Below are 25,727 nucleotides of genomic sequence, written 5' to 3'. Positions count from 1 at the left end.
ATCGCAGGCGTTTATAGCTCTTTCTATTAAATGGGGCTTAGTTTTGAAATTTCAAGCTATCAAAACTTAGTCATTTTCCAAGAAAGAACGTAAGTGTTCAGAACGAGAAGGGTGGCGCAATTTACGCAACGCTTTCGCTTCAATCTGACGAATACGTTCACGTGTTACGTCAAACTGTTTGCCCACTTCTTCTAGTGTATGATCGGTTGGCATATCAATACCAAAACGCATTTTCAATACTTTTGCTTCACGCTCAGTTAAGTTTTCAAGAACTTCGCGTGTTGCTTCTTTTAAGCCTTCTGAGGTCGCAGCATCAATTGGAGAAGTGATGTTTTGATCTTCAATGAAATCACCAAGATGCGAATCTTCATCATCACCAATAGGCGTTTCCATTGAAATCGGTTCTTTGGCAATTTTAAGTACTTTACGAACCTTAACTTCGTCCATTTCTAAACGTTCACCTAGTTCTTCAGGTGTTGGTTCACGGCCCATTTCTTGTAACAATTGACGAGATACACGGTTGATCTTGTTAATCGTTTCAATCATATGTACAGGAATACGAATTGTACGAGCCTGATCGGCAATCGAACGGGTAATCGCCTGACGAATCCACCAAGTTGCATAAGTCGAGAATTTATATCCACGACGATATTCAAACTTGTCTACTGCTTTCATCAAACCAATGTTCCCTTCTTGAATCAAGTCAAGGAACTGTAAACCACGGTTAGTATATTTCTTCGCAATCGAAATTACCAAACGAAGGTTGGCTTCTACCATTTCTTTCTTAGCACGGCGTGCTTTTGCTTCGCCAATCGCCATACGCTTAGAAATATCTTTAATTTCAGCAACACTTAAATTAAGTTCTTTCTCAATATCTGCAATCTTTTGCTGGAATGCTAAAATATCCGGACGAACCTTTTCTAAATGCGCCTTGATCTCAGCAGGAGCTTTAGCAATCTGTTCATCTAACCAAGCTGGATTAGATTCTTGCTTAGGGAAAGATGTACGGAATTGAGTGCGATCCATACGGCCACGACGTACTGCGTAACGCATAACTTCACGTTCGTTGGCACGAATTTGCTCATGTGTACCACGAATCATTTCAGAAATGATGTCAAATAAACGCGGTGTAAACTTAAACATCATAAATACAGTAGCTAAAGCTTCTAAAGCTTCGTCTGCTTCTGGGCTGTTACGACCATGTTTCTCAATAATAGCTTTTGTTTTAGTCCATGCAGCTTCAAGTTCATTAAAACGAACTTTTGCAACTTCAGGGTCTGGACCAGATTCACCTTCAGAGTCATCATCGCTTTCTGACTCTTCATCTTCTTCATCGTCGTCAAGCTTAACTTCTTTTACTGGTGTAGCTGGCGCTGCTTCTTCCTCAAGCTCTGTTTCTTCTTCTAGAACTTCAGGAATTTCTGCGTCAGTTTCCGGATCAAGATAGCCAGATAAAATATCGGCAAGGCGACGTTCGCCAGTCAAGAAATCATTATATTCTTTTAATACAACTTCAACAGCATTTGGCCAATACGCAATTGAATTAAGGACATCACGAATCCCTTCCTCAATACGTTTTGCAATGCTGATTTCACCTTCACGGGTTAACAGTTCAACTGTACCCATTTCACGCATGTACATACGTACAGGGTCTGTCGTACGCCCAGGCTCATTTTCAACCGATGCAAGTACGGCAGCAGCTTCTTCTTCAGCAACTTCATCGGCTGTGTCAGTTGACTCACCGAACATGGTATCGTCAGATTCAGGTGCACGCTCGTGTACAGGAATACCAACGTCTTGAAGCATTTGAATAATGTCTTCAATCTGTTCGCTTTCAGTAATCGAGTCCGGCAGATGATCGTTAACCTCAGCGTAAGTTAAGTAACCTTGTTCTTTGCCTCGGCTAATCAGAGCCGCTACTTGAGAAGTAGGGGAATGCATATCGCTCATCTTTGCTTACTCTTCGTTGAATCTGTGGCAGTGAAAAACCGTGCATGATAGCACAATTTGCTTGAAATATTTTGGATTTGATCGGTAACCGTTAAATAAAAAATATCTTTGAATTCACGTCTGTTTTTTGGATATTGGGTTAAATTCATTTTTTTCAAGCTTAAATTATGGAAAAGATCATAGAATTTTTTCTTGATTAAAAAAATAGTTCAGTTTTATAAATACACAATTTTTTGGGTGAAAAAAAGTACAAATATGCAGTTTAATGAAAAAAATATAAATAAAACTTGACATGATTCTGTAAGAGAGATAAATAGCGGCTAGACCCATTCACATTTTTTCATTAGAGGTAGTTTTAGTGTCTTCTACAGATTTTGAACTAGATGATAGCTACGGTGATGATGATGATGTCGGTTTTGATGAGTCATCAGGCAAAATCACTGCAAAAGAATCATTAGAAAAACGTAGATTAATCGATGATCTTTTAGCTCAACGCCGTTTAGAGCGTGAGTTGAAGGATTTTGATTATGATTTAGACGATGATGATCTTGATGATGAAGACTAATCAAATCTGAATAGGGCATCGTCAGCTTAAATGCTATGCTATCGTAGATTTCTTTTTTATAGTCAGGTAACACAATGAGTGCGTTAGATTTAGACCAATTAAGTGAATATCTAGATGGAGACCACAATGAGTATGGTCTAGATTTCGCTGCAACTCATGGTTTTCTGTGTGCAATTGCAGTAGGCCCTCAGTTTGACCGTTGGTTAGATGAGCTGTTTGATAATAACCATAAGAAGGTTCCTGCTGAAATTATTCAGCAAATCAATGCGTGGTTAGAGTCAATTCGACAAGATTTAGCAAATGAAAATGGAATTGCATTTCCATTTGAAATTGAAGAAGCTGATGTTGAATCTAGCTTAGGCGACTGGAGTGTGGGATTTGTTGATGCAATGTTCTTAAATGAAGAGGCATGGTTTGCCCCTGAATATGAAGAACAATTAATTGATTTAACTTTACCAATGATGGTATTTAGTGGAATTGATGAAGAAGATCCGCAGATGGAATCTTTCCGTCGTAATGGACAGCTAATGGATGAACTGGCAGAAGAAATTCCAGATAATTTGAATGAATTATACTTGATGTATCATACGCCAAATTAAACTTTAAAAAATTATGTAAATAACGTCCTTTCTAGGGCGTTTTTTATTTGGAAAAATTTAATTGTATAGAAATAAAAAAAGGCACTTAGAAATCTAAATGCCTTCTGAACAATAGTTCTAGTGATTTATAAACGTTTACGTTTTGCAGCTGCAATTTGTGACTGGCGCATACGGAAACCAGCTTTTTGTTTTTCTGTTGTCTTGTCGATGCAATACACGCAAGAAACACCATGTTCATAGCTTGGTAAAGCAGACTCTTCTGGAGTTAGTGGCCAGCCACAAGCATGACATTTAATATTTACGCCTTCTTCAACGCCATGAGTTACGGCAGTACGTCCGTCAAATACGAAACATTCGCCTTCCCATAAGCTTTCATCAGCAGGGGTTTCTTCTAAATATTTAAGAATACCGCCTTTAAGATGGTAAACCTCTGTAAATCCTTCTTGGAGAAGTAAAGAAGTTGATTTTTCACAGCGTATACCGCCTGTACAGAACATCGCAATTTTTTTATCTTTATGTTGCTCTAGCTCTTTTTTAACATATTCTGGAAACTCGCGGAATGTCTCAGTTTTAGGGTCGATTGCACCTTTGAAAGTACCCGCCTTATATTCGTAATCATTACGCGTATCGATTAAAATTACATCATCACGTGCAATTAAATCATTCCATTCTTTTGGATCAAGATAGTGGCCCACTAAGTCGCGGGGTTTAACTTCAACACCTAAAGTCACAATTTCTTCTTTAAGTTTAATTTTCATTTTACGGAAAGGTTTGTCAGAGCTAAAAGACTCCTTATATTCCATAGAGGCAAAACCTTCATTGAGCAAAAATTGATAAAGACTATCAATTGCTACACGGTCGCCCGCCACAGTACCATTAATTCCTTCACCTGCTACAATTAGTGTTCCACACAGATTAATTGTTTTCACTAAGTTTAATAGACGTTGCTGAAGATCTGTAGGATCTTGAACTTCTTTAAATTGATATAGTGCGGCAACAACCCAATCTGCGGTCGCTTGCTGTTCTACAGGTGCAAGCTGTTCTACAGTAGCGTTCATGGAAAACTCCAAATGTATTAAGATAGAAATTTAAGGCGCACATTTTAGCGCGAAAATTTGTAATAAGCGAGAAAACCATAAAAAGTATATGGTTTATTTAAGGAGTCTGTTTTGAGTAGTGATCATCGAACGCTCTCTCTCACCCCATGTGCAGGGCGTTGTTCAACAGTTTTTGGTGATCAGGTTTGCCGTGGTTGTCGTCGTTTTAACCATGAAGTGATTCAATGGAATACTTATACAGCAGAGCAACGTTTGGCTGTATGGAAGCGTTTAGATGATCAATTGAATCAAATTCTAGTACCCATGTTACCTCATGCAAACTTGCAGCATGTAGAAGGATTTATTTTAAGTAAACGTGTTCGGCTGATGGAAGGGGCGAGCAAAGGTCGTAAGCTCTATCACGCTTTAAAAATATGTGAAAAAAATAAGCATCTGGCAACAGAAAGTGGTTTGGGTATTTCAGAGCCTCAAGTCAAAACAATATGGGTTGAATTCGAAAGGCGCGTTTTAGCTTTAGCTAAAGCGAGTTATGAGTTAGCTTGGTTGAGAGCTGATGGAATTAGTCATCACTTATTAAGTGTGTTTGATGAAGAATAAGTTTGTAGATTGAATTGAAGATACCTCAATAAAAAAGCTGCCAGAAGGCAGCTTTTTTGTCATTAATTTTCTTTCGAATATTAACGTTTGATATCGCGTTGAACTGGACCAGTATAAAGCTGGCGAGGACGACCGATTTTGTATGGTGCGCTGTGCATTTCTAACCAGTGGCTGATCCAACCTACTGTACGTGCAAGTGCAAAGATTACCGTAAACATTTCTGTTGGGATACCAATCGCTTTAAGGATGATACCTGAGTAGAAATCTACGTTAGGGTAAAGTTTACGTTCAACGAAGTACGGGTCATTCAATGCAATACGCTCAAGTTCCATAGCAAGCGCTAATTGAGGATCATTGATATTTAATGCTTCAAGAACTTCGTCACAAGTTTGTTTCATGACTTTAGCACGTGGGTCGAAGTTTTTGTAAACGCGGTGACCGAAGCCCATGAGTTTAACTTCTTTACGTTTAACTTTTTCCATGAACTCGGCAACGTTTTCTACACTACCGATTTCATCAAGCATTTTAAGTACAGCTTCGTTTGCACCACCGTGAGCAGGTCCCCAAAGCGCAGAAATACCTGAAGAGATACATGCATAAGGGTTTGCACCAGTAGAGCCGGCAAGACGTACTGTAGATGTCGAAGCATTTTGTTCGTGATCAGCATGAAGCGTGAAAATACGATCCATCGCGCGAGCAAGAACAGGATTTACTTTGTAATCACGGTCAGCAGGGGTAGCAAACATCATGTGTAAGAAGTTTTCCGCGTAATTTAAGTCATTACGTGGATAGATGAATGGTTGACCTACTGTGTATTTGTAACTCCAAGCAGCAAGTGTTGGAATTTTTGCAATGAGACGAATCGCAGTGATTTCACGGTGATTGATGTCTTCAATGTCAAGGTTGTTGTGATAGAACGCAGATAATGCACCAACAACACCAACCATGATCGCCATAGGATGAGCATCACGACGGAAACCATTGAAGAAACGGCTAACTTGGTCGTGAACCATCGTATGAGCACGAACTTTGGCATCAAATTCTGTTTTTTGTTCAGCAGTTGGAAGCTCGCCATTTAGTAGCAAGTAGCAAGTTTCAAGATAGTCTGCTTGAGTTGCTAACTGATCAATTGGGTAACCGCGGTGTAATAAAATACCTTTGTCACCATCAATGAACGTAATTTTAGACTCGCATGCAGCTGTCGCCATAAAACCAGGATCGAAAGTGAAATGACCTTCTTTCAATATGCTGCTGACATCAATTACATCTGGACCTAAAGTGCCACTGTAGATTGGTAATCCAATTTCTTTGCCATCAAGATGTAATACGGCTTTTTTGCCATTTGCTTCAGACATTCAATAGATCTCCTGTCCTGGTGAATGTTGATCTGACCCGAAATCCTAATGTTCTCATGTGCGAATCAGACGGTGTCAAAATTTGCTATAAGATTAGTGAGTACTGAAATTTTGTCAATTATACTTATGGATAAAAAATGACGATCTCACAGAGAGTTAGTCATCAAGACCCGAGCAAAAAAGTCAGTAAAATCACTGCATCGGGATGGTATAATAAGTCAATTCAACAAGAACGTGCAGAAAAAAAATGAAGTATCAGTCCAATTGTAAGCAAATTTTAAAATTAAGATTAAAAATGATAAGTAGGTAGAAAATGCCAATCCAATTAAAAAAATCATAAAACTCATGGTGTAATTTCAAATTTCTACTCAAAAAAAACTCTATTTTTATTTAGTTGTAACAAAGGATATTGGTGTTTTTTTAAGTTTAATTGTATAAAAAATAGCTAATTGAACTGCGTTAAAATAATAAAAACTTCTATTTCCAATAAAAATTGCTTTCTCAAACGTATTTTAGATTGACCGATTTGGGGTGAATGTAAGTACGTTTACTTAATTAAATTGTGGCTTTTATTGAAAATATGAGGAGTTACTAACATTTTTCTATTTATATGATGAATTTATAACTTTATCTTTAGTCTAAAACTTACTTATTTAAAAGAAATTTCAGAAAAAATGAAATTAAATAAAAAGTTATTTTAAACAACAACATGATGGAACTATGTATACCTTTTTAATAGGGTTAATAGGGTGATATCATTGTGAATGATTCTTATTTAATTGTTTTTTGCTTAAATGGGAAAGTGGATTGTTTGTATTTTGATACTTCGCGTTTTATAATTCAGTGTCGTTTATAGGTTAGGCATGAGCTGTGCTTGCCTAACAATGCCAGCTTTCCTTGGAATTAATTCAACAAACTCCGGTCGGAGTTTCTACCTACAGGATGCCCGCTGTGAAAAGCAACAGACCTGTCAATTTGTCCATGGGTCAGGTGTTAGCGGTAAATTTACGCTCACCCGTGGCTATTGCATCAATTTTACACCGTTTATCAGGTGTCATCGTTTTCTTATTAGTACCAGTTCTATTATGGATTTTAGATAAATCATTATCTTCACCAGAAGGATTTGACTACGTTAAAAATGTCGTGTTTGGAAATATCCTCGTACGCTTCATCGTTTGGGTATTTGTAGCCGGCTTATTATTCCACTTTATTGCTGGAGTAAAGCACTTACTTGCAGATTTAGGTTTTGCTGAAGAACTGCAAAGTGGTCGTATTGCAGCGACAATTTCATTGATCTTATCTGTGGTAGCCATTATCGCAGCCTTTGTATGGATTATGTTCTAATGAAAAGTGCTACAGGTTTAACTGGTTCAGGTTCTCGTGATTGGTATATCCAGCGTGTAAGTGCGGTTGTACTAGCAGCCTATACTGTTGTTCTTTTGGGTTGGATTCTTTGCAAAGGCGGATTTGACTATCAACAATGGGCTGGTTTTATGATGACATTACCAATGAAGATTTTCTCTTTATTGGCAATTTTGTCACTTATCGCACACGCATGGATTGGGATGTGGCAAGTTTTTACTGACTATGTCACTACTCGTCAAATGGGTCCTTCAGCGAAAGGTTTACGCCTTGTACTGACGACGGCTGTCATTATTGCAGTGTTTGTGTACGCAATCTGGGGTATCCAGATTTTCTGGGCGAATTGATAGGAAGACATCATGGGCGCGATAACCCCTAAAGAAGATTATTCAAATATTCAAAACCTCACTTTCGATGCAGTTATCGTTGGTGGTGGTGGTTCTGGTATGCGTGCATCTTACCAACTTGCTCAAGCAGGTTTGAAAGTTGCAGTACTCACTAAAGTTTTCCCGACACGTTCGCACACTGTAGCTGCTCAAGGTGGTATCGGTGCGTCGTTAGGTAATATGCAAGAAGATAACTGGCATTTCCATTTTTACGATACAGTAAAAGGTTCTGACTGGTTAGGTGACCAAGACGCAATTGAATTTATGTGTCGTGAAGCACCAAAAGTTGTGTATGAACTTGAACACATGGGTATGCCTTTTGACCGTAACGCTGATGGTACAATTTACCAACGTCCGTTCGGTGGTCACTCTGCTAACTATGGTGATAAGCCAGTTCCACGTGCTTGTGCAGCTGCGGACCGTACAGGTCATGCACTATTACACACGCTTTATCAAAGCAACGTGAAAATGGGTACTCAATTCTTCGTTGAGTGGATCGCTCTTGATTTGATCCGTAACGAAGCTGGTGAAGTTCTTGGTGTAACAGCGATTGACCAGGAAACTGGCAACATTTCAGTATTCCAAGCAAAAGCGACATTATTTGCTACTGGTGGTGCTGGTCGTGTTTACCGTGCATCAACAAATGCTTATATCAACACTGGTGACGGTCTTGGTATGGCTGCTCGTGCTGGTATTCCATTGCAAGATATGGAGTTCTGGCAATTCCACCCAACGGGTGTTGCGGGCGCTGGTGTATTGTTGACTGAAGGTTGTCGTGGTGAAGGTGCAATCCTTCGTAATAAAGACGGCGAACCGTTCATGGAACGTTATGCACCGACTTTAAAAGACTTGGCTCCACGTGACTTCGTTTCACGTTCTATGGACCAAGAAATTAAAGAAGGTCGTGGTTGTGGTCCAAAAGGTGATTATATCTTACTTGATATGACTCACTTGGGTGCTGAAACAATCATGAAACGTTTACCATCTGTATTTGAGATTGGTAAAAAATTCGCGAACGTTGATATCACAAAAGAAGCGATTCCTGTAGTACCAACAATCCATTATCAAATGGGTGGTATTCCTACGAATATGCATGGTCAGGTATGTTTACCTGAAGTGGGTACAGACAACTACACTAAACCTGTAAAAGGTTTCTATGCAATTGGTGAATGTTCTTGTGTATCAGTACATGGTGCAAACCGTTTAGGTACTAACTCACTTCTTGACTTGGTTGTATTTGGTAAAGCTGCTGGTGAGCACATTATCGATTACGTAACTAAGCATCATGGTGATGAATATGCGCCACTTCCAACAGATGTATTAGGGCAAACATTAGCTCGTGTACGTAAGTTGGATGAGTCAACTGCTGGTGAAAATGCTCAAGAAGTTGCTGATGCAATTCGTGATATCGTTCAAGACCATGCAGGTGTATTCCGTACTCAAGCGTTGCTTGATAAAGGTGTTAAAGAGATTCTTGCTCTTGAACCACGTGTGCGTAATATCCACTTAAAAGATAAATCTAGAGTATTTAACACTGCACGTGTTGAAGCGCTTGAAGTTGAAAACTTGTATGAAGTTGCAAAAGCAACTCTAATTTCAGCTGCTGCGCGTAAAGAGTGTCGTGGTGCGCATACTGTAGTTGATTATGAATTGCCAGCTGATCACCCAACTTACTCATACGGTCGCCGTGATGATGAGTGGATGAAACACACGTTATGGTATTCATCAGATAACCGTTTGGAATATAAGCCAGTGCGCTTCAAACCGTTGACTGTTGATGCAATTCCGCCAGCACCACGTACATTCTAATCGGGAGTATAAAGATGAGTAGAGGTACTCGTACATTCGAAATCTACCGCTATGATCCTGATAAGGATAAAGCGCCGTACATGCAAACTTTCAAACTTGAATTGACTGATAAGCACCGTATGTTGCTTGATGCATTGCTTGCATTGAAAGTTCAAGACGAAACGTTAACATTCCGTCGTTCTTGCCGTGAAGGTATTTGTGGTTCGGATGGTGTGAATATCAATGGTAAAAATGGTTTAGCTTGTTTAGAAAACCTCAATGATTTACCAGAGAAAATCGTAATTCGTCCATTACCAGGTTTGCCGGTAGTTAAAGATTTGGTTGTTGATATGAACCAATTCTATGATCAATATGACAAGATTCAGCCATTCTTGATCAATAACCAGCCAGCTCCACCTAAAGAGCGTTTACAAACTCCAGATGAGCGTGAACACTTAAACGGTTTGTATGAATGTATTCTTTGTGCATGTTGTTCAACTTCATGTCCATCATTCTGGTGGAACCCTGACAAGTTCTTGGGTCCTTCAGCATTGTTGAATGCATACCGTTTTATTATTGATTCTCGTGATACTGCTACAGCAGACCGTTTGTCTCGTCTTGACGATCCATTCAGTTTGTTCCGTTGTAAAGGTATCATGAACTGTGTGTCAGTATGTCCTAAAGGTCTAAATCCTACAAAAGCAATCGGTCACATCCGTAACATGCTATTAGATCAAGCGGGTTAATTCTGCACAAACAGAGAACGCACATCCTTGATGTGCGTTTTTTTTTAACTTTATAATGTAAACTTTAGACTTTGGTCGAAAAAGATGAGGTTTTTATATGTTGCACCATATATTAAAAGATAAAATCGCATATGTATTTCGCCAATTTATAGATGGTATGTGTCAAAAAAATCAATCGTTTGTTAAGAACATGATACGATTTGCCACAAAGTTATAGCTGAAAAAAGCGTATACTAGTAAAATTAATTTAAGTAGCACGATCTTAGATCTGTGCTTAATTTTTATGGTTAAAGTCATTTTAGAAAAGTTAATTTTAAAGTTAATTTTTCTAAAAAGATTTGCAAAAAATTGCTCGGTTTTAATCGAGTATAAGGTGAGTGATGATGCCATTGAGGGTGTTGTGATTCATTAATTACCTATAGAGTTTCCTCTCTAGGTAGTATGACGCCCCATGGTCTTAAAGACCTGTTGGGTAAGTAATGCCTTTTTTACCAATTTGGCATTATGCATCATGGGTGTGCTTAAAAGGCAGCCTGTAATATTTTTTGCAATAGGAAATGGGTCCACAAATGCAAGAAGTTGCTGACGCATTGCGTCTTGACACTGAACTTTCCGCTGATAGTGCAGCGTATATTGAAGAACTTTACGAGCAGTACCTGTCTTCCCCAACCTCTGTAGCTGAGGACTGGCGCCAATATTTCGATAAATATCCAAAGGGTGACCAACCACACGGCGCTGTGCGTGAGCAATTCCTATTACTAGGACGTAATGCTAATCGTGTTCAACCTGTTGTACAAAGTACGGTAAGTACTGAGCATGAACGTCGTCAAATTGGCGTTTTACAACTTATTGCTGCTTATCGTAATCGCGGACATCAAAAAGCTAAGTTAGATCCATTAGGTCTTGCTAAGCGTGAAGATATTCCTGATTTAGATCTTTCAGAACATGGTTTAACCAAATCAGATTTAGACACAGTATTCAACACAGGCAATCTTGAGATTGGCAAAAGCGAAGCAACGCTTGCTGAAATGATTGAAGCAATGGAAGCAATCTATTGTGGTTCAATCGGTGTTGAATATATGCATATCGTGGACACAAAAGAAAAGCGTTGGATTCAACAACGTCTTGAAAGTGTTCGTGGTCAGCTTAATTTTACAAATGATCAAAAGAAAGGGTTCTTGGAGCGTTTAACCGCTGCAGAAGGGCTTGAAAAATTCCTAGGTAATAAATACGTTGGTGCTAAACGCTTTGGTGTAGAAGGTGGTGAATCTTTTATTCCTATGGTGAATGAAATCATTCAACGTGCTGGTGCTGTTGGTTGTAAAGAAGTTGTTATTGGTATGCCACACCGTGGCCGTTTAAACCTTCTTGTTAATATTATGGGTAAAAACCCTGCAGACTTGTTTGGCGAGTTTGAAGGTAAAGCTATTCATAAGAAAGGTTCTGGCGACGTTAAATATCATCAAGGTTTTTCAAGTAATGTAATGACTCAAGGTGGCGAAGTTCACTTGGCATTAGCATTTAACCCATCTCACTTGGAAATCGTTGGTCCTGTAGTTGAAGGTTCTGTGCGTGCACGTCAAGTGCGTCGTAGAGACATCGGCGGTGATGATGTATTGCCAGTCATTGTTCATGGTGACGCTGCATTTGCAGGTCAAGGTGTGAACATGGAAACCTTCCAGATGTCACAAACTCGTGGCTATACGGTTGGTGGTACTGTACACATTATCGTGAACAACCAAGTTGGTTTTACAACTTCTGATCCACGTGATGCGCGCTCTACTGAATATTGTACTGACGTTGCAAAAATGATTCAGACGCCAATTTTCCATGTGAATGGCGATGATCCTGAAGCAGTAATCTTTGCTACTCAATTAGCACATGATTTCCGTCACGAATTCCGTAAAGACGTTGTACTTGACTTGTTCTGTTACCGTCGTCGTGGTCATAACGAAGCAGATGAGCCGTCTGGTACACAACCATTGATGTATCAAGTGATTGCTAAAAAAGCAACAACTCGTACACTCTATGCAGATCAGCTTGTTCAAAACAAAGTTATTGATCGTGCTGAAGCAGACCAAATGGTTGAAGATTACCGTGCAGACTTAGAAGCCGGCAACCATGTGGCAAACGCTTTAGTACTTGAACCAAATACAAAAATGTTTGTTGATTGGACACCTTATTTGGGCCATGACTATACAGACGATTGGGATACTTCATTTGACTTAAATCGCTTAAAAGAATTAGGCGAGGGCATGAGCAAACTTCCGGAAGGATTTGTTATGCAGCGTCAAGTGCAAAAAGTTATTGAAGATCGTGTGAAAATGCAAACTGGTGAAACTGCATTGAACTGGGGTGCTGCTGAAACTTTAGCTTATGCAACCTTGATTGATGAAGATTACCTTGTTCGTATTACTGGTGAAGACGTTGGGCGTGGTACATTCTCGCACCGTCATGCAAAATTGCATAATCAAGTAGATGGTTCAACGTATATTCCACTTTGCAATGTCAAAGAAAACCAGCCTCGTTTTGCGATTTACGATTCTTTATTATCTGAAGAAGCTGTTCTTGCATTTGAATATGGTTATGCAACTACAATTCCTAAGAGCTTAATCATTTGGGAAGCGCAATTTGGTGACTTCGTAAACTGTGCTCAGGTTGTAATTGACCAGTTTATTGCTTCTGGCGAGACTAAATGGGAACGAGTTTGTGGTTTAACAATGTTGTTACCACACGGTTTCGAAGGTCAAGGTCCAGAGCACTCATCAGCTCGTTTAGAACGTTTCTTACAGTTATGTGCTGAAGATAACATGCAAGTGATCACTCCAACGACACCTGCACAGATTTTCCATGCATTACGTCGTCAAGCTGTACGCCCAATTCGTAAGCCATTGATTGTAATGTCACCGAAATCTTTACTTCGTCATAAACTTGCAACTTCTACTTTAGAAGAGCTTGCAAATGGTTCATTCCAAACTGTAATTGATGAAGTTGATCAAATTAACAAGTCTGATGTAACTCGTCTTGTACTTTGTGGTGGTAAAGTTTATTACGACTTACTCGAAAAACGTCGTGAACAAAACTTAACTAATGTCGCAATCGTACGTATTGAACAGTTATATCCATACCCGGAACAACGTCTTGCGGAAATTTTGGCTGCATATCCAAACGTGAAAGAACTTGTTTGGACACAAGAAGAGCCGAAGAACCAAGGCGCTTGGTTATTTATCGCACCGCGTTTATACGACGATATCTTAAAATCTGGCAAACAAATCCGTATCAGTTTTGCAGGTCGTGAAGCTTCTGCTGCACCAGCTTGTGGCTCACCGTACTTGCATGCAAAACAACAAGCTCAGCTAATTAATGATGCATTGGCAATCGAAGCTGAACAATCAGGAGATTCTCAATAATGGCAACCGAAATTAAAGCACCGGTATTCCCAGAGTCTGTTGCAGATGGAACCATCGCAACTTGGCATAAAAAGGTGGGTGAACCTGTATCACGTGATGAAGTAATCTGTGATATTGAAACCGACAAAGTTGTTTTAGAAGTGGTTGCTCCTGCAGATGGTAGCTTAGTTGCAATCATTAAAGGTGAAGGCGATACAGTTCTTTCTGACGAAGTGATTGCTCAGTTTGAAGCTGGTGCTGTTGCCGCAGCAGCTCCTGCAGTAGAGCAAGCAGTTGCTCAAACTCAAGCTGGTGCAGCTCCTGTTGTTGAGCGCACTGAAGCTGTATCTGGTCAAGCTCCTGCAGTTCGTAAAGCTTTGTCTGAAACTGGTATTGCTGCTGCTGACGTACAAGGTACTGGTCGTGGTGGTCGTATCACTAAAGAAGATGTAACAAATCATCAAGCTAAACCAGCTGCTAACGTTACTCCGTTAAGCGTAGCTGTTGGTGAGCGTATCGAAAAACGCGTTCCAATGACTCGTTTACGTAAGCGTGTAGCTGAGCGTCTTCTTTCTGCAACTCAAGAAACTGCAATGTTAACTACATTTAACGAAGTTAACATGAAGCCAATCATGGAATTGCGTAAGCAATATAAAGATGCGTTTGAAAAACGCCATGGTGCTCGTTTAGGCTTCATGTCATTCTTTGTTAAAGCTGTAACTGAAGCACTTAAGCGCTATCCTGCGGTAAATGCTTCAATTGATGGCGATGATATTGTTTATCATGGTTACTATGATATCGGTGTTGCAGTATCTTCTGATCGTGGTCTTGTTGTTCCAGTATTACGTGATACTGATCGTATGAGCTATGCAGAAGTTGAAGCAGGTATTGGTGCTTATGCTGCTAAAGCGCGTGATGGTAAATTATCTATCGAAGAAATGACTGGTGGTACTTTCACTATTACTAACGGTGGTACTTTCGGTTCATTACTTTCAACTCCAATTTTGAATCAGCCGCAAACTGGTATCTTGGGTATGCACAAAATCCAAGAGCGTCCTATGGCTGTAAATGGTCAAGTTGAAATCTTGCCAATGATGTATTTAGCGCTTTCTTATGACCACCGTATGATCGATGGTAAAGAAGCAGTAGGTTTCTTGGTAGCAATCAAAGAATTGTTAGAAGAACCAGCTAAACTCATCCTTGATCTTTAATTTCTTCGAATAATATTACCGAGATAGAGTGATCCTCTATCTCGGACCATGGAGATAAACAATGTCTCAACAATTTGATCTTGTTGTTATTGGCGGTGGTCCTGGTGGTTATGAAGCTGCAATTCGTGCTGCTCAACTAGGTTTTAAAGTCGCTTGTATCGAAAAACGTATTCACAACGGTAAGCCATCTTTAGGTGGTACATGCTTAAACGTAGGTTGTATCCCTTCTAAAGCATTACTTGACTCTTCACATCGTTATGAAGATACAGTGCATCATTTAGCTGATCACGGTATTACTACAGGTGAAGTGAATTTTGATCTTGCTAAGCTTCTTGCTCGTAAAGACAAAATTGTTGACCAATTAACTGGTGGTATCGATCAATTGCTTAAAGGCAATGGTATTGAGTGGTTAAAAGGTACTGGTAAATTACTTGCTGGTAAAAAAGTTGAGTTTGTTTCACACGAAGGTGAGACTCAAGTTTTAGAACCTAAATACGTGATTCTTGCATCTGGTTCTGTACCTGTAAATATTCCAGTAGCTCCTGTAGATCAAGATATTATTGTTGATTCAACTGGCGCATTAAACTTCCCAGAAGTACCTAAACGTTTAGGTGTTATTGGTGCTGGTGTAATCGGTTTAGAGCTTGGTTCTGTTTGGCGTCGTCTTGGTTCTGAAGTTGTTGTATTTGAAGCAATGGATGCATTTTTACCAATGGCTGATAAAGCTTTGGCAAAAGACTACCAAAAACTTTTAACTAAGCAAGGTCTTGATATTCGTATTGGCGCTAAAGTTGCTGGTAGCGAAGTTAATGGTCGTGAAGTGACTGTTAAATACACTCAAGGTGGTGAAGAGAAAACTCAGACTTTTGACAAATTAATCGTTTGTGTAGGCCGTAAAGCTTATGCAGAAGGTTTGTTGGCAGATGATTCAGGCATTAAATTGACTGAACGTGGTCTAGTTGAAGTTAACGATTTCTGTGCAACTTCTGTAGAAGGTGTATATGCAATTGGTGACTTGGTTCGTGGTCCAATGCTTGCTCATAAAGCAATGGAAGAAGGTGTAATGGCTGTTGAGCGTATCCACGGTCATGCAGCTCAAGTGAACTATGACACAATCATTTCTGTTATCTATACACATCCGGAAGCGGCATGGGTTGGTTTAACTGAAGAACAAGCTAAAGAAAAAGGTCATGAAGTTAAAACTGGTCAATTCGGTTTTGCTGTAAATGGTCGTGCTTTAGCCGCGGGTGAAGGTGCTGGTTTCGTTAAGTTTGTTGCTGATGCAAAAACTGACCGTTTATTAGGTATGCATGTCATTGGACCTGCTGCATCTGATATCGTACACCAAGGTATGATCGCACTTGAATTTGTATCTTCTGTTGAAGATCTTCAGCTAATGACATTTGGTCATCCAACATTCTCTGAAGTTGTTCATGAAGCTGCACTTGCTGTAGATGGTCGTGCAATTCACGCGATTCAACGTAAGCGTAAATAAAATAAAGAGCGGTTCTCCGCTCTTTTTCACATTTGATGGTGTGATTAAAAAAACATCAAGGTGATAGAGGTAGACAGCAATTTGCATATACAACATGAGAATGTTGCGCAAATTGAAGACAACAAACAAAGTTAAGTAGGTAACTAAATGAACTTACATGAGTATCAAGCTAAAGCGTTATTGAAAGAATATGGTATGCCGGTACAAGAAGGTATCTTGGCAACCAATGCAGACGAAGCAGTTGCTGCATTCGAACAGCTTGGTGGTAAATTCGCGGTAATGAAAGCGCAAGTTCATGCTGGTGGTCGTGGTAAGGCTGGTGGCGTTAAAGTTGCAAAATCTAAAGAAGATGTTATCGAGTTTGCAAATAACATTATTGGTACTCGTCTTGTAACGTATCAAACTGATGCAAATGGTCAACCAGTAAACAGCATCATTGTTGCTGAAGACGTATACCCAGTTGAGCGTGAGCTTTACTTGGGCGCGGTTGTAGACCGTTCTAGCCGTCGTATTACTTTCATGGCTTCTACAGAAGGTGGTGTAGAAATCGAGAAAGTTGCAGAAGAAACTCCAGAAAAAATTATCAAAGTTGAAGTTGATCCATTAGTTGGCTTACAACCATTCCAAGCGCGCGAAGTTGCGTTTGCTTTAGGTTTGAAAGACAAGCAAATCAGCCAATTTGTTAAAATTATGGCTGCTGCTTACCAAGCATTTGTAGAAAATGACTTTGCATTATTCGAAATTAACCCACTTTCAGTTCGTGAAAATGGCGATATTTTATGTGTAGATGCAAAAGTTGGTATCGACTCTAACGCGCTTTACCGTTTACCTAAAGTTGCTGCTTTACGTGACAAATCTCAAGAGAATGAGCGTGAATTAAAAGCATCTGAATTTGATCTTAACTATGTTGCTTTAGAAGGTAACATCGGTTGTATGGTTAACGGTGCTGGTCTTGCAATGGCAACTATGGACATCATTAAACTTTATGGTGGTCAGCCTGCAAACTTCCTTGACGTTGGTGGCGGTGCAACTAAAGATCGCGTAATCGAAGCGTTCAAAATCATCCTTGCTGATACATCTGTACAAGGTGTTTTAATTAACATCTTTGGTGGTATCGTACGTTGTGACATGATTGCTGAAGCGATTATTGCAGCGGTTCAAGAAGTAAATGTAACTGTTCCAGTTGTTGTTCGTTTAGAAGGTAACAACGCTGAGTTAGGTGCTAAATTACTTGACGAATCTGGTTTGAAATTAATTTCTGCGAACGGCTTGTCTGATGCCGCAGAAAAAGTTGTAGCTGCAGTTAAAGCGTAAGGGGAGTATCAATCATGAGCGTATTAATTAATAAAGACACTAAAGTATTGGTACAAGGTTTTACTGGTAAAAACGGTACTTTCCACTCTGCACAAGCTTTAGACTACGGTACAAAAGTTGTTGGTGGTGTTACTCCAGGTAAAGGTGGTACAACTCACCTTGACCTACCAGTATTCAACACAATGAAAGAAGCTGTACGTGAAACAAATGCAGATGCATCTGTAATTTATGTACCAGCTCCATTCGTTTTAGACTCTATCGTTGAAGCGGTTGATTCAGGTGTTGGCCTAATTGTTGTGATCACTGAAGGTGTTCCAACAATTGACATGCTTAAAGCAAAACGCTATTTAGAAACTAACGGTAACGGTACTCGTTTAGTTGGTCCTAACTGCCCAGGCGTGATCACTCCGGGTGAATGTAAGATTGGTATTATGCCTGGTCACATTCACCAACCAGGTCGTATTGGTATCATCTCACGTTCAGGTACATTGACTTATGAAGCTGTTGCTCAAACAACTAAGCTTGGTTTAGGTCAGTCTACTTGTATCGGTATCGGTGGTGACCCAATCCCAGGTATGAACCAAATCGAAGCTCTTCAATTGTTCCAAGACGATCCAGATACTGATGCAATCATCATGATCGGTGAGATCGGTGGTACAGCTGAAGAAGAAGCTGCTGAATTCATCAAATCTAACGTGACTAAGCCTGTAGTAGGTTACATTGCTGGTGTAACTGCACCTAAAGGTAAGCGTATGGGTCACGCTGGTGCGATCATTTCTGGTGGTCAAGGTACTGCTGAAGAGAAATTCGCTGCATTTGAACGCGCGGGAATGGCTTACACTCGTAGCCCAGCTGAGCTTGGTTCAACAATGTTGCAAGTTTTAAAAGAGAAAGGTTTAGCTTAATCGCTTTATCTTGAATCTTAAAAAACACCGCATCTGAAAATGATGCGGTGTTTTTTTTATCTATTAAATTAAAAATAATGAATCTAAAGTAAAACTGTTTCAAAAATAAAATATTTAAGCAAAAAAATACGCAATGATTGGGGTGATCATTGCGTAGAACAACGAATCTGTAAAAACAGTTTCGGTTTAAGGAGAAATGTCGTGAGGCTCATATAATGTAACCTACATGATGAATATTAGAGATAGTTAAGAAATTCTTCATCGCTATTAGCGTTAATAAGTGTTACTTCACGTTAATAGGGTAAAAGCATGTGAATGAGAGGGGATACATTAGTAATTCTAAAAAAATGAATACGATGAATTAAAGAAGCATAAAAAAAGCCCCGAAGGGCTTTTAGTTTTTTAAAAGGAATTAGAATTTAAATAATCCTAAACCGTCTTTAACTTCATCTAAAGTTTGTTGAGTAATGAGACGACACTTATCTGTACCTTGGCGTAAAACATCCATAATGTAGTCAGGATCTTTAGCAAGTTCTTCACGACGTTCACGGATAGGACTGATCAATTCTTTCAAAACACCTTCAAGGCGTTTTTTAACAGTTCCATCACCTAGACCGCCGCGACGATAATGCGCTTTTAATTCTTCAACTTCTTCTTTATTTGGATCAAATGCATCTAAGTAAGTAAATACAATGTTTCCTTCAACCTGACCTGGATCTTCAATGCGAAGATGATTTGGGTCGGTATACATTGCGTTTACAGCTTTTTTAATGTCTTTATCAGAAGCATTTAAAACAATGGTATTACCTAATGATTTAGACATTTTTGCCTTGCCATCAAAGCCAGGTAAGCGTGCCATATTTGAAAGCAAAGCTTTACATTCTGGTAAAAGGTCTTGGCCAATTTGACGGTTTATTCGACGTACGATTTCATTGGTTTGTTCAATCATTGGAATTTGATCTTCACCCACTGGAACCACAGTCGCTTTGAAAGCCGTAATGTCAGCCGCTTGTGCAACAGGGTAGCAGAGGAAACCAGCCGGAATGTCACGCTCGAAACCGCGCATTTGAATCTCGGACTTAATGGTCGGGTTACGTTCTAAGCGTGCAACCGTCACGAAGTTAAGATAGAGCATGGTGAGCTCATTTAGTGCTGGTAAGCATGATTGTACGCAAATCGTGGTTTTTGTTGGATCAATGCCTACAGCTAAATAATCTAGAGCAACTTCCAAAATATTACGGCGGACTTTATCTGGATTATCGGCATTGTCTGTTAATGCTTGAGCATCTGCTAACAAGAGATGTTGATGATGGCTATCCTGTAAACCTACACGAGAACGCAAAGAACCGACAAAATGCCCAAGATGAAGTTGTCCGGTTGGGCGGTCGCCTGTCAAAATAATTGGACGCTGATCAACATTACTCATTATTTATTCCACTGTCTTATTGGCTTAATCAGGGGTAGTAAGCCCTGCAATATAAAAGATTGGCATTATTGTACGGGAAATAAAAAAAATTCGTCAGCGATTGGTTAAACTTTTCTTAAAATAATATTGTGAATTTATTCAGTAAAATTACAGAAATTGAAAAAAATCATCTTACAATAGTCGAATAAATACAAACTTGGATAAGAAATGGCAAGTGGCTTACTTTTATTACTAGATGATATTGCAACAATTTTAGATGATGTTGCTTTAATGAGCAAAATGGCAGCAAAGAAAACTGCTGGTGTTTTAGGCGATGATTTAGCTTTGAATGCACAACAAGTTACAGGTGTGCGTGCAGATCGCGAAATACCTATTGTTTGGAAAGTGGCTAAAGGCTCATTTGTTAATAAACTTATTTTAGTTCCTTTAGCATTGTTAATTAGTGTGATTGCGCCTTGGCTGATTAATCCACTATTAATGTTAGGAGGCTTATTTTTATGTTATGAGGGAGTAGAAAAAGTTCTTCATACCATTATGCATAAAAAACCTTCTACATCAGAAGAAGCAAAAGCAGAGTTTGATAGTGAAGAATTAGATTTAGCAAATTTTGAAAAAGAAAAAGTAAAAGGAGCTGTTCGAACAGATTTTATTTTATCGGCTGAAATTGTTGTTATTTCTTTAGGTACAGTGGCTACAGCGACTTTAATGACGAAGGTCAGTGTACTCAGCATTATTGCTGTTGTAATGACAATTGGCGTTTATGGCTTAGTTGGCATGATTGTTAAGATTGATGATTTAGGTTTATATCTAACAAAACAAACAGCCTCATTTAAGCAAACTATAGGTCGAGGCTTGTTAGCTTTTGCTCCTATTTTGATGAAATTACTTTCAATCGTTGGCACTATTGCAATGTTTCTAGTAGGGGGAGGGATTATCAATCATACGATTCCTTTACTACATCATTTAACTGAAAATACAGTGGATCATGTTGAGACGATACCAGCGGTAGGAAATATCATTGGTGCTTTAACACCGACACTGATTAACTTTGGAATAGGACTGGTTGCAGGTGCAATTGTTCTATTAATCGTAAGTTTAATACAAAAAATGCGGCCAAAAAAAGCATCGGGTTCATGATGCCATTCTAAAATAAGAGGGAAATTATGCGCTGGAAAGGTCGTCGAATTAGTACCAATGTGGAAGACCGTCGAGGTGGTGGCGGTGTTAGAGCAGGTGGTATCAGCATTATTGGTTTAGTTGTTGCATTTGTTGCGTGGAAGTTTTTTGGGGTTGATCCACAACAAGCTTATCAGGCAACTCAGCAAGTCACTGCATCACAGCAGTCAAATGCAACTGCACCAGAAAGTTTAACAGCCGAGCAAAAAGAAGCCTCTGATTTTGTTGGAACAGTTTTGGCTGATACAGAGGATACGTGGACACCTATATTTAAACAGTTAGGTAAAACATATACACCGCCAAGATTGGTGTTGTTTAGTGGAATGATTCAGTCAGGGTGTGGTACTGCTCAATCTGCAATGGGACCATTTTATTGTCCGGCAGACCAGAAGGTTTATATCGATACAGAATTCTTTAAAGATATGCGTCAGCAAATGGGAATTTCTGGTGAACAAAACCAAACTGAACTTTCTAGGCAAGATCAGGCAGGCGATTTTGCTCAAGCTTATGTTGTGGCGCATGAGGTAGGGCATCATGTTCAAACCTTACTTGGTATTTCGTCACAAGTGCAACAGGCTCGTGCACAAGCAAGCCAAAGAGAAGGTAATCAATTATCTGTTCGCCAAGAATTACAAGCCGATTGTTTAGCGGGTATTTGGGCAAGTCATAATCAGCAACGTACTCAATTTTTAGAGCAAGGCGATATTGAAGAAGCGATGGATGCTGCTCAAAAAATTGGAGATGATTATTTACAGAAGCGATCTACTGGTCAGGTTGTTCCAGATAGCTTTACGCATGGTAGTAGTGAACAGCGAATGCACTGGTTTCAGGTTGGTTTAAAAACTGGCGATATTAACCAATGTGATACTTTTAACAATCCAGTTTAAGATTTTATAGGATGAGTCTTGTTAAACATAAATTAATAAGCTCATCCTTTTTTCTTTAGATTATAACTATAAATAATGTTAAGAAATTTAACAGAGTGATAGATTGTTCATTCAATTCGTTAAACTTGTGTCCTAATTTCTGTTTTTTATGATTATGGCATTCTTCATGCCAGTTTTTTATTAAGTTTGGTCGATCTAACAAAGTTTCACTTATTTGGTCGTTGACCCAGAAGAAGGGTATTCATGGGTAATTTTTTTCTACTACAAGCATTCACTGTGGTTTTTGCGCTATCAATCGCAACCACGATCTTTAATAAGCGCATTTTAGGCTTTCCACAGGCTATTGGTGTGCCGCTGGTCTCAGCAATTTTTGTCTTTATTTTGCAATGGGGCGCAAGCCTACTAAACGGTAATCAGTTTATTACCATTAATATTCATAATATTGAAGAAGCCGTGCGCCATATCGATTTTTATGATTTTTTAATTAATGGTGTCATCTGTTTTATTTTAACTTCTTCTGCACTTAAATTTAAAATTTCTGATTTAAGAAGTTATTGGAAGCAAATTAGTATTTTGGCCACTATTGCCTTAGTCATTTGCGCTGTTTTATTTGGTGGATTGCTCTACGGCTTCCAACTACTCGTTGGATATCATGTGCCAATTCTGGTGCTACTACTTTTAGGTGCAGCTTTAGGAGCAACAGACCCTATTGGTATTAAAGGGGTACTTAGTTCGATTCGTGCACCGCATCATTTGATCGTTAAGCTCGAAGGCGAGTCACTATTTAATGATGCAATGTGTATTGCATTATTTATGACCTTGCTCAATGTTTTACAGGGTGAACATTTCTCGTTGATGGCGACACTAGAAGCTTTACTATATGAAATTGTTGTTGCAGTCGGGATTGGTTGGGCATTTGGGGTAGGGGTGTTACGTCTATTACGTGGTAAACACGAAATGGAGTCCCTGATTTTGACAACAGCTTTGCTTGCGAGTGGAGCATATTTAGTGGCTTTGTTTGCCCATGCATCAGCACCGATTGCTTGTGTAATTGGCGGTTTAATTGTTGGCAACAAATGGAAAGAAATACGAGAAGAGCGCGAGATTCAAGAAGTTAATCATTTTTGGCATACCGTAGAAGGAATCATCAACTCATTCCTGTTTACTTTAATTGGTCTAGAGTTATTTATTCTTGATTTAAACTTTAGCCTAATTTTAGGCGGTATTGTTGCGTTCTTTATTCTACATATCTCTCGTTTTGCAGCCAACTTTATGGCTTTTGCCTTTTTCCCGAACATGCGGAAAATGAAAAGTTATAACGGTAGTTTAACCATTTTATCTTGGGGTGGGGTGCGAGGGGGGATTTCACTTGCATTGATTTTGGCCGTTGCCAATATTCCTGCATTAAGTCCTTATAGCAGTATTCTGATTGGCTATACTTTTATTAGTGTGTTGTTATCAGGCATTGTATGTGGTCTAGGCCTACCGGCTGTGATGAATGCGTTCTATTACAATCCGAATGAAGAAACCGAAGGTCTAAAAGGTCTCTATCAACGATTATGTCATAAGATGAATCGACGAGGCTTTCAATATATTGTTGGAGAAGATGCACTGGGTAGAGAAACGATTACCATTTTTAATCCAGATATTCTGGTTGACCAAAAAACTGAAGATGGAATTGCAACAATGCATGACCCAAATAAGTTACAAGAAGTAAAACGATTTGAGAGTCCGGATAATTTCTAAATATTTGCGGTTTTAAACTTTATAAAAGATTTACAAATTAGGTTTTAGTGTAATAGTGAAATATTACCTAAAGCCTTTTTTTTCTATATATATCATTAATAATATATTTTATTTTATTAAGATATTAATAATTGTTATATGAGTATTTTAATTAAATGACATTTCAACAAATGGTAAATATAAAAGAAGAAATTTGTTTTATATATAAAACATTTAAAGAAATTTTCCATTAAATTAACACAAGATAAACTCAAAGAAGACTTATATATAATTTCTATTAATCAAAATTTTTTCTTTAGGTACTTTAGTATTTGTTTTTTTTATTTTAAAGTGGTTAATGTAAAAATGATCACATTACTTAATGTTTTTAAGTTGTAGGTCAAAAACTTGAAAACATTAAGTAAAAAGAATTATACAAAAAATCATTTAAATCAATAATATAAAAGGAATACAGATATGCCTGAAATACAAATTATTGCCAAGGATAGTCACGACACCTTGTCAACCATCAAGGGAACTTCCGCATCGCTTACAGAAGCATCGGTTGTATTGGTAAAAGTGGCTGCCAGTGATGTATTGGTGGTGAATAGGGAGGGAACCAATGCAGTCATTCGCCTTAAAAACGGCGAGACAATTGTTATTGAAGGCTTTTTTAGTGGAACAGCTGAGCCTAAAGATAACAGCCTTGTTTTTCAAGACGAAAATGGACAGTTAATCTGGGCAAAATTCAAAGATGCTGAAAATGATGCAGATGCGGACGCTGATGCCGATGCTGATGCCGACAGTGATGTTGAGCCACAAGCACTTTTAGGTGAAGACTTACCAGCCGCTTTACCAGCAGAGGCACCACAAGAGTTGGTGTCTGATGTTATTTATCAGCCTATTTCTTCAATTGAACCATTGCTTTATCACGATGGTGGCATAAATCCATGGTTATGGGCTATCCCGTTAGTTGCGGGTGGTATCATTGCAGCAGCATCAAACCATGATAGTAATAATGATTCTTCAACACCTGCCGATACTACTCCACCAAATACAGATGGGGTAACTTTCTCTGTTAATTCAGTTACATCTGATAATGTACTTAATGCATCTGAAGCAGCAGGCAATGTCACAATTACTGGTATTTTGAAAAACATTCCAGCAGATGCAGTAAATACAGTCGTAACTGTTGTAATCAATGGTGTGACTTATAATGCGATAGTAGATAAGGATGCAGGTACTTGGAGTGTAAGTGTACCGGGTAGTGGTTTAAAAGCAGATCCAGATCAAACTATTGATGCTACTGTAACTTTTACAGATGCAGCAGGTAATAGCAGTACTGTTAAAGATACGCAAACTTATACAGTTGATACAGATGCACCAAATGCACCGGTGCTTGATCCAATCAATGCCACTGACCCAGTGACAGGTACAGCAGAAGCGGGTTCAACCGTGACTGTAAGCTTCCCTGACGGTACGACAGCAACTGTGGTTGCAGGACCAGACGGCACATGGTCAGTACCAAACCCAGGTGACTTGACTGACGGTCAAACGGTTACAGCAACAGCGACTGACCCTGCAGGCAATACCTCATTGCCAGGAACAGGCACAGTGTCTGCGGACATTACTGCACCTGTAGTTGCACTCGATGATGTGCTCACCAATGACAGCACTCCAGCACTCACGGGTACAGTGAATGATCCGACTGCGACTGTGGTGGTGACTGTGGATGGTGTGAACTATCCAGCGACCAACAATGGTGACGGCACCTGGAGTCTTGCAGACAATAC

At 39.2% G+C, this 25,727-nt stretch carries 21 protein-coding genes and 1 pseudogene; 17 read left to right on the top strand and 5 right to left on the bottom strand.

Annotation, left to right across the window (positions count from 1 at the left end):
• Positions 1-66: 66 nt before the first annotated feature.
• Positions 67-1,950, bottom strand: coding sequence for an RNA polymerase sigma factor RpoD (gene rpoD / locus FY048_RS16450; protein WP_042897603.1), 1,884 nt, complete (start codon positions 1,948-1,950; stop codon positions 67-69).
• Between the two features lie 358 nt (positions 1,951-2,308).
• Here rpoD and FY048_RS16445 point away from each other — a divergent pair, with 358 nt between their 5' ends.
• Together FY048_RS16445 and FY048_RS16440 are read left to right on the top strand one after the other, a co-directional pair.
• Positions 2,309-2,515: a PA3496 family putative envelope integrity protein gene (locus FY048_RS16445; RefSeq protein WP_016137045.1), complete on the top strand. Its 207-nt coding sequence runs from the start codon at positions 2,309-2,311 to the stop codon at positions 2,513-2,515.
• A gap of 74 nt (positions 2,516-2,589) precedes the next feature.
• Positions 2,590-3,114: a YecA/YgfB family protein gene (locus tag FY048_RS16440; protein ID WP_042897600.1), complete on the top strand. Its 525-nt coding sequence runs from the start codon at positions 2,590-2,592 to the stop codon at positions 3,112-3,114.
• 125 nt (positions 3,115-3,239) lie between these two features.
• Here FY048_RS16440 and trhO read toward each other — a convergent pair whose 3' ends face one another.
• The gene (gene trhO / locus FY048_RS16435; RefSeq protein WP_042897598.1) at positions 3,240-4,172 is read right to left on the bottom strand and encodes an oxygen-dependent tRNA uridine(34) hydroxylase TrhO; all 933 of its coding nucleotides are present in this window, start codon (positions 4,170-4,172) and stop codon (positions 3,240-3,242) included.
• A gap of 111 nt (positions 4,173-4,283) precedes the next feature.
• Between trhO and FY048_RS16430 the strand changes: the two genes are divergently transcribed.
• Positions 4,284-4,769: a DUF1289 domain-containing protein gene (locus FY048_RS16430; RefSeq protein ID WP_446091839.1), complete on the top strand. Its 486-nt coding sequence runs from the start codon at positions 4,284-4,286 to the stop codon at positions 4,767-4,769.
• Between the two features lie 80 nt (positions 4,770-4,849).
• Here the strand turns inward: FY048_RS16430 and gltA are convergent, their stop codons facing one another.
• Entirely contained in the window at positions 4,850-6,124 is a 1,275-nt protein-coding gene (gene gltA / locus FY048_RS16425) for a citrate synthase (protein ID WP_335975418.1), read from the bottom strand.
• A 364-nt stretch (positions 6,125-6,488) separates the two neighbouring features.
• Positions 6,489-6,569, bottom strand: a pseudogene (locus tag FY048_RS16420) (hypothetical protein); the annotation flags it as partial.
• Between the two features lie 497 nt (positions 6,570-7,066).
• Between FY048_RS16420 and sdhC the strand changes: the two are divergent.
• The 10 genes from sdhC (at position 7,067) to sucD (ending at position 18,720) form a co-directional block, all read left to right on the top strand.
• Complete coding sequence (sdhC, locus tag FY048_RS16415) at positions 7,067-7,468, top strand: succinate dehydrogenase, cytochrome b556 subunit (protein ID WP_003655453.1); 402 nt, start codon at positions 7,067-7,069, stop codon at positions 7,466-7,468.
• Positions 7,468-7,833 (top strand): succinate dehydrogenase, hydrophobic membrane anchor protein, encoded by a 366-nt coding sequence (gene sdhD / locus FY048_RS16410; protein WP_016137039.1) that lies wholly within the window; start codon positions 7,468-7,470, stop codon positions 7,831-7,833. The genes sdhC and sdhD overlap by 1 nt, the downstream gene beginning before the upstream one ends.
• 12 nt (positions 7,834-7,845) lie before the next feature.
• On the top strand, positions 7,846-9,681 hold the full coding sequence (gene sdhA / locus FY048_RS16405; RefSeq protein ID WP_446091838.1) for a succinate dehydrogenase flavoprotein subunit: 1,836 nt from the start codon (positions 7,846-7,848) through the stop codon (positions 9,679-9,681).
• A gap of 14 nt (positions 9,682-9,695) precedes the next feature.
• Complete coding sequence (locus tag FY048_RS16400) at positions 9,696-10,406, top strand: succinate dehydrogenase iron-sulfur subunit (RefSeq protein WP_446091837.1); 711 nt, start codon at positions 9,696-9,698, stop codon at positions 10,404-10,406.
• Positions 10,407-10,689: 283 nt separating this feature from the next.
• Entirely contained in the window at positions 10,690-10,818 is a 129-nt protein-coding gene (locus tag FY048_RS16395; RefSeq protein ID WP_002116082.1) for a hypothetical protein, read from the top strand.
• A 157-nt stretch (positions 10,819-10,975) separates the two neighbouring features.
• On the top strand, positions 10,976-13,816 hold the full coding sequence (locus tag FY048_RS16390; RefSeq protein ID WP_446091898.1) for a 2-oxoglutarate dehydrogenase E1 component: 2,841 nt from the start codon (positions 10,976-10,978) through the stop codon (positions 13,814-13,816).
• Positions 13,816-15,006 (top strand): 2-oxoglutarate dehydrogenase complex dihydrolipoyllysine-residue succinyltransferase, encoded by a 1,191-nt coding sequence (odhB, locus tag FY048_RS16385; protein WP_446091836.1) that lies wholly within the window; start codon positions 13,816-13,818, stop codon positions 15,004-15,006. Before FY048_RS16390 ends, odhB begins: the two co-directional genes overlap by 1 nt.
• A 61-nt stretch (positions 15,007-15,067) precedes the next feature.
• Complete coding sequence (gene lpdA / locus FY048_RS16380; RefSeq protein WP_446091835.1) at positions 15,068-16,501, top strand: dihydrolipoyl dehydrogenase; 1,434 nt, start codon at positions 15,068-15,070, stop codon at positions 16,499-16,501.
• Positions 16,502-16,648: 147 nt separating this feature from the next.
• A complete protein-coding gene (gene sucC, locus FY048_RS16375; protein ID WP_016137033.1) occupies positions 16,649-17,815 on the top strand; it encodes an ADP-forming succinate--CoA ligase subunit beta in 1,167 nt (388 codons plus the stop codon).
• 14 nt (positions 17,816-17,829) lie between these two features.
• On the top strand, positions 17,830-18,720 hold the full coding sequence (gene sucD, locus FY048_RS16370; protein ID WP_003655479.1) for a succinate--CoA ligase subunit alpha: 891 nt from the start codon (positions 17,830-17,832) through the stop codon (positions 18,718-18,720).
• A 412-nt stretch (positions 18,721-19,132) separates the two neighbouring features.
• Here the strand turns inward: sucD and trpS are convergent, their stop codons facing one another.
• Positions 19,133-20,146, bottom strand: coding sequence for a tryptophan--tRNA ligase (gene trpS / locus FY048_RS16365; RefSeq protein WP_016137032.1), 1,014 nt, complete (start codon positions 20,144-20,146; stop codon positions 19,133-19,135).
• A 207-nt stretch (positions 20,147-20,353) separates the two neighbouring features.
• Between trpS and FY048_RS16360 the strand changes: the two genes are divergently transcribed.
• The 4 genes from FY048_RS16360 to FY048_RS16345 form a co-directional block, all read left to right on the top strand.
• Positions 20,354-21,283 carry a DUF808 domain-containing protein gene (locus tag FY048_RS16360; protein WP_446091834.1) on the top strand — a complete coding sequence of 310 codons (930 nt, stop codon included), beginning with the start codon at positions 20,354-20,356 and terminating at the stop codon, positions 21,281-21,283.
• 26 nt (positions 21,284-21,309) lie between these two features.
• The gene (gene ypfJ, locus FY048_RS16355) at positions 21,310-22,209 is read left to right on the top strand and encodes a KPN_02809 family neutral zinc metallopeptidase (protein WP_353158330.1); all 900 of its coding nucleotides are present in this window, start codon (positions 21,310-21,312) and stop codon (positions 22,207-22,209) included.
• A gap of 243 nt (positions 22,210-22,452) precedes the next feature.
• A complete protein-coding gene (locus tag FY048_RS16350) occupies positions 22,453-23,955 on the top strand; it encodes a cation:proton antiporter (RefSeq protein ID WP_446091833.1) in 1,503 nt (500 codons plus the stop codon).
• Positions 23,956-24,411: 456 nt separating this feature from the next.
• The coding region (locus FY048_RS16345) for a BapA/Bap/LapF family prefix-like domain-containing protein (protein ID WP_446091832.1) at positions 24,412-25,727 on the top strand (1,316 nt) is incomplete at its 3' end.

It is taken from the genome of Acinetobacter sp. 1124_18A (genome assembly GCF_052824995.1).
Note: the sequence above shows the minus strand (reverse complement) of the source record. Positions and strands in the feature narration are given on the sequence as shown.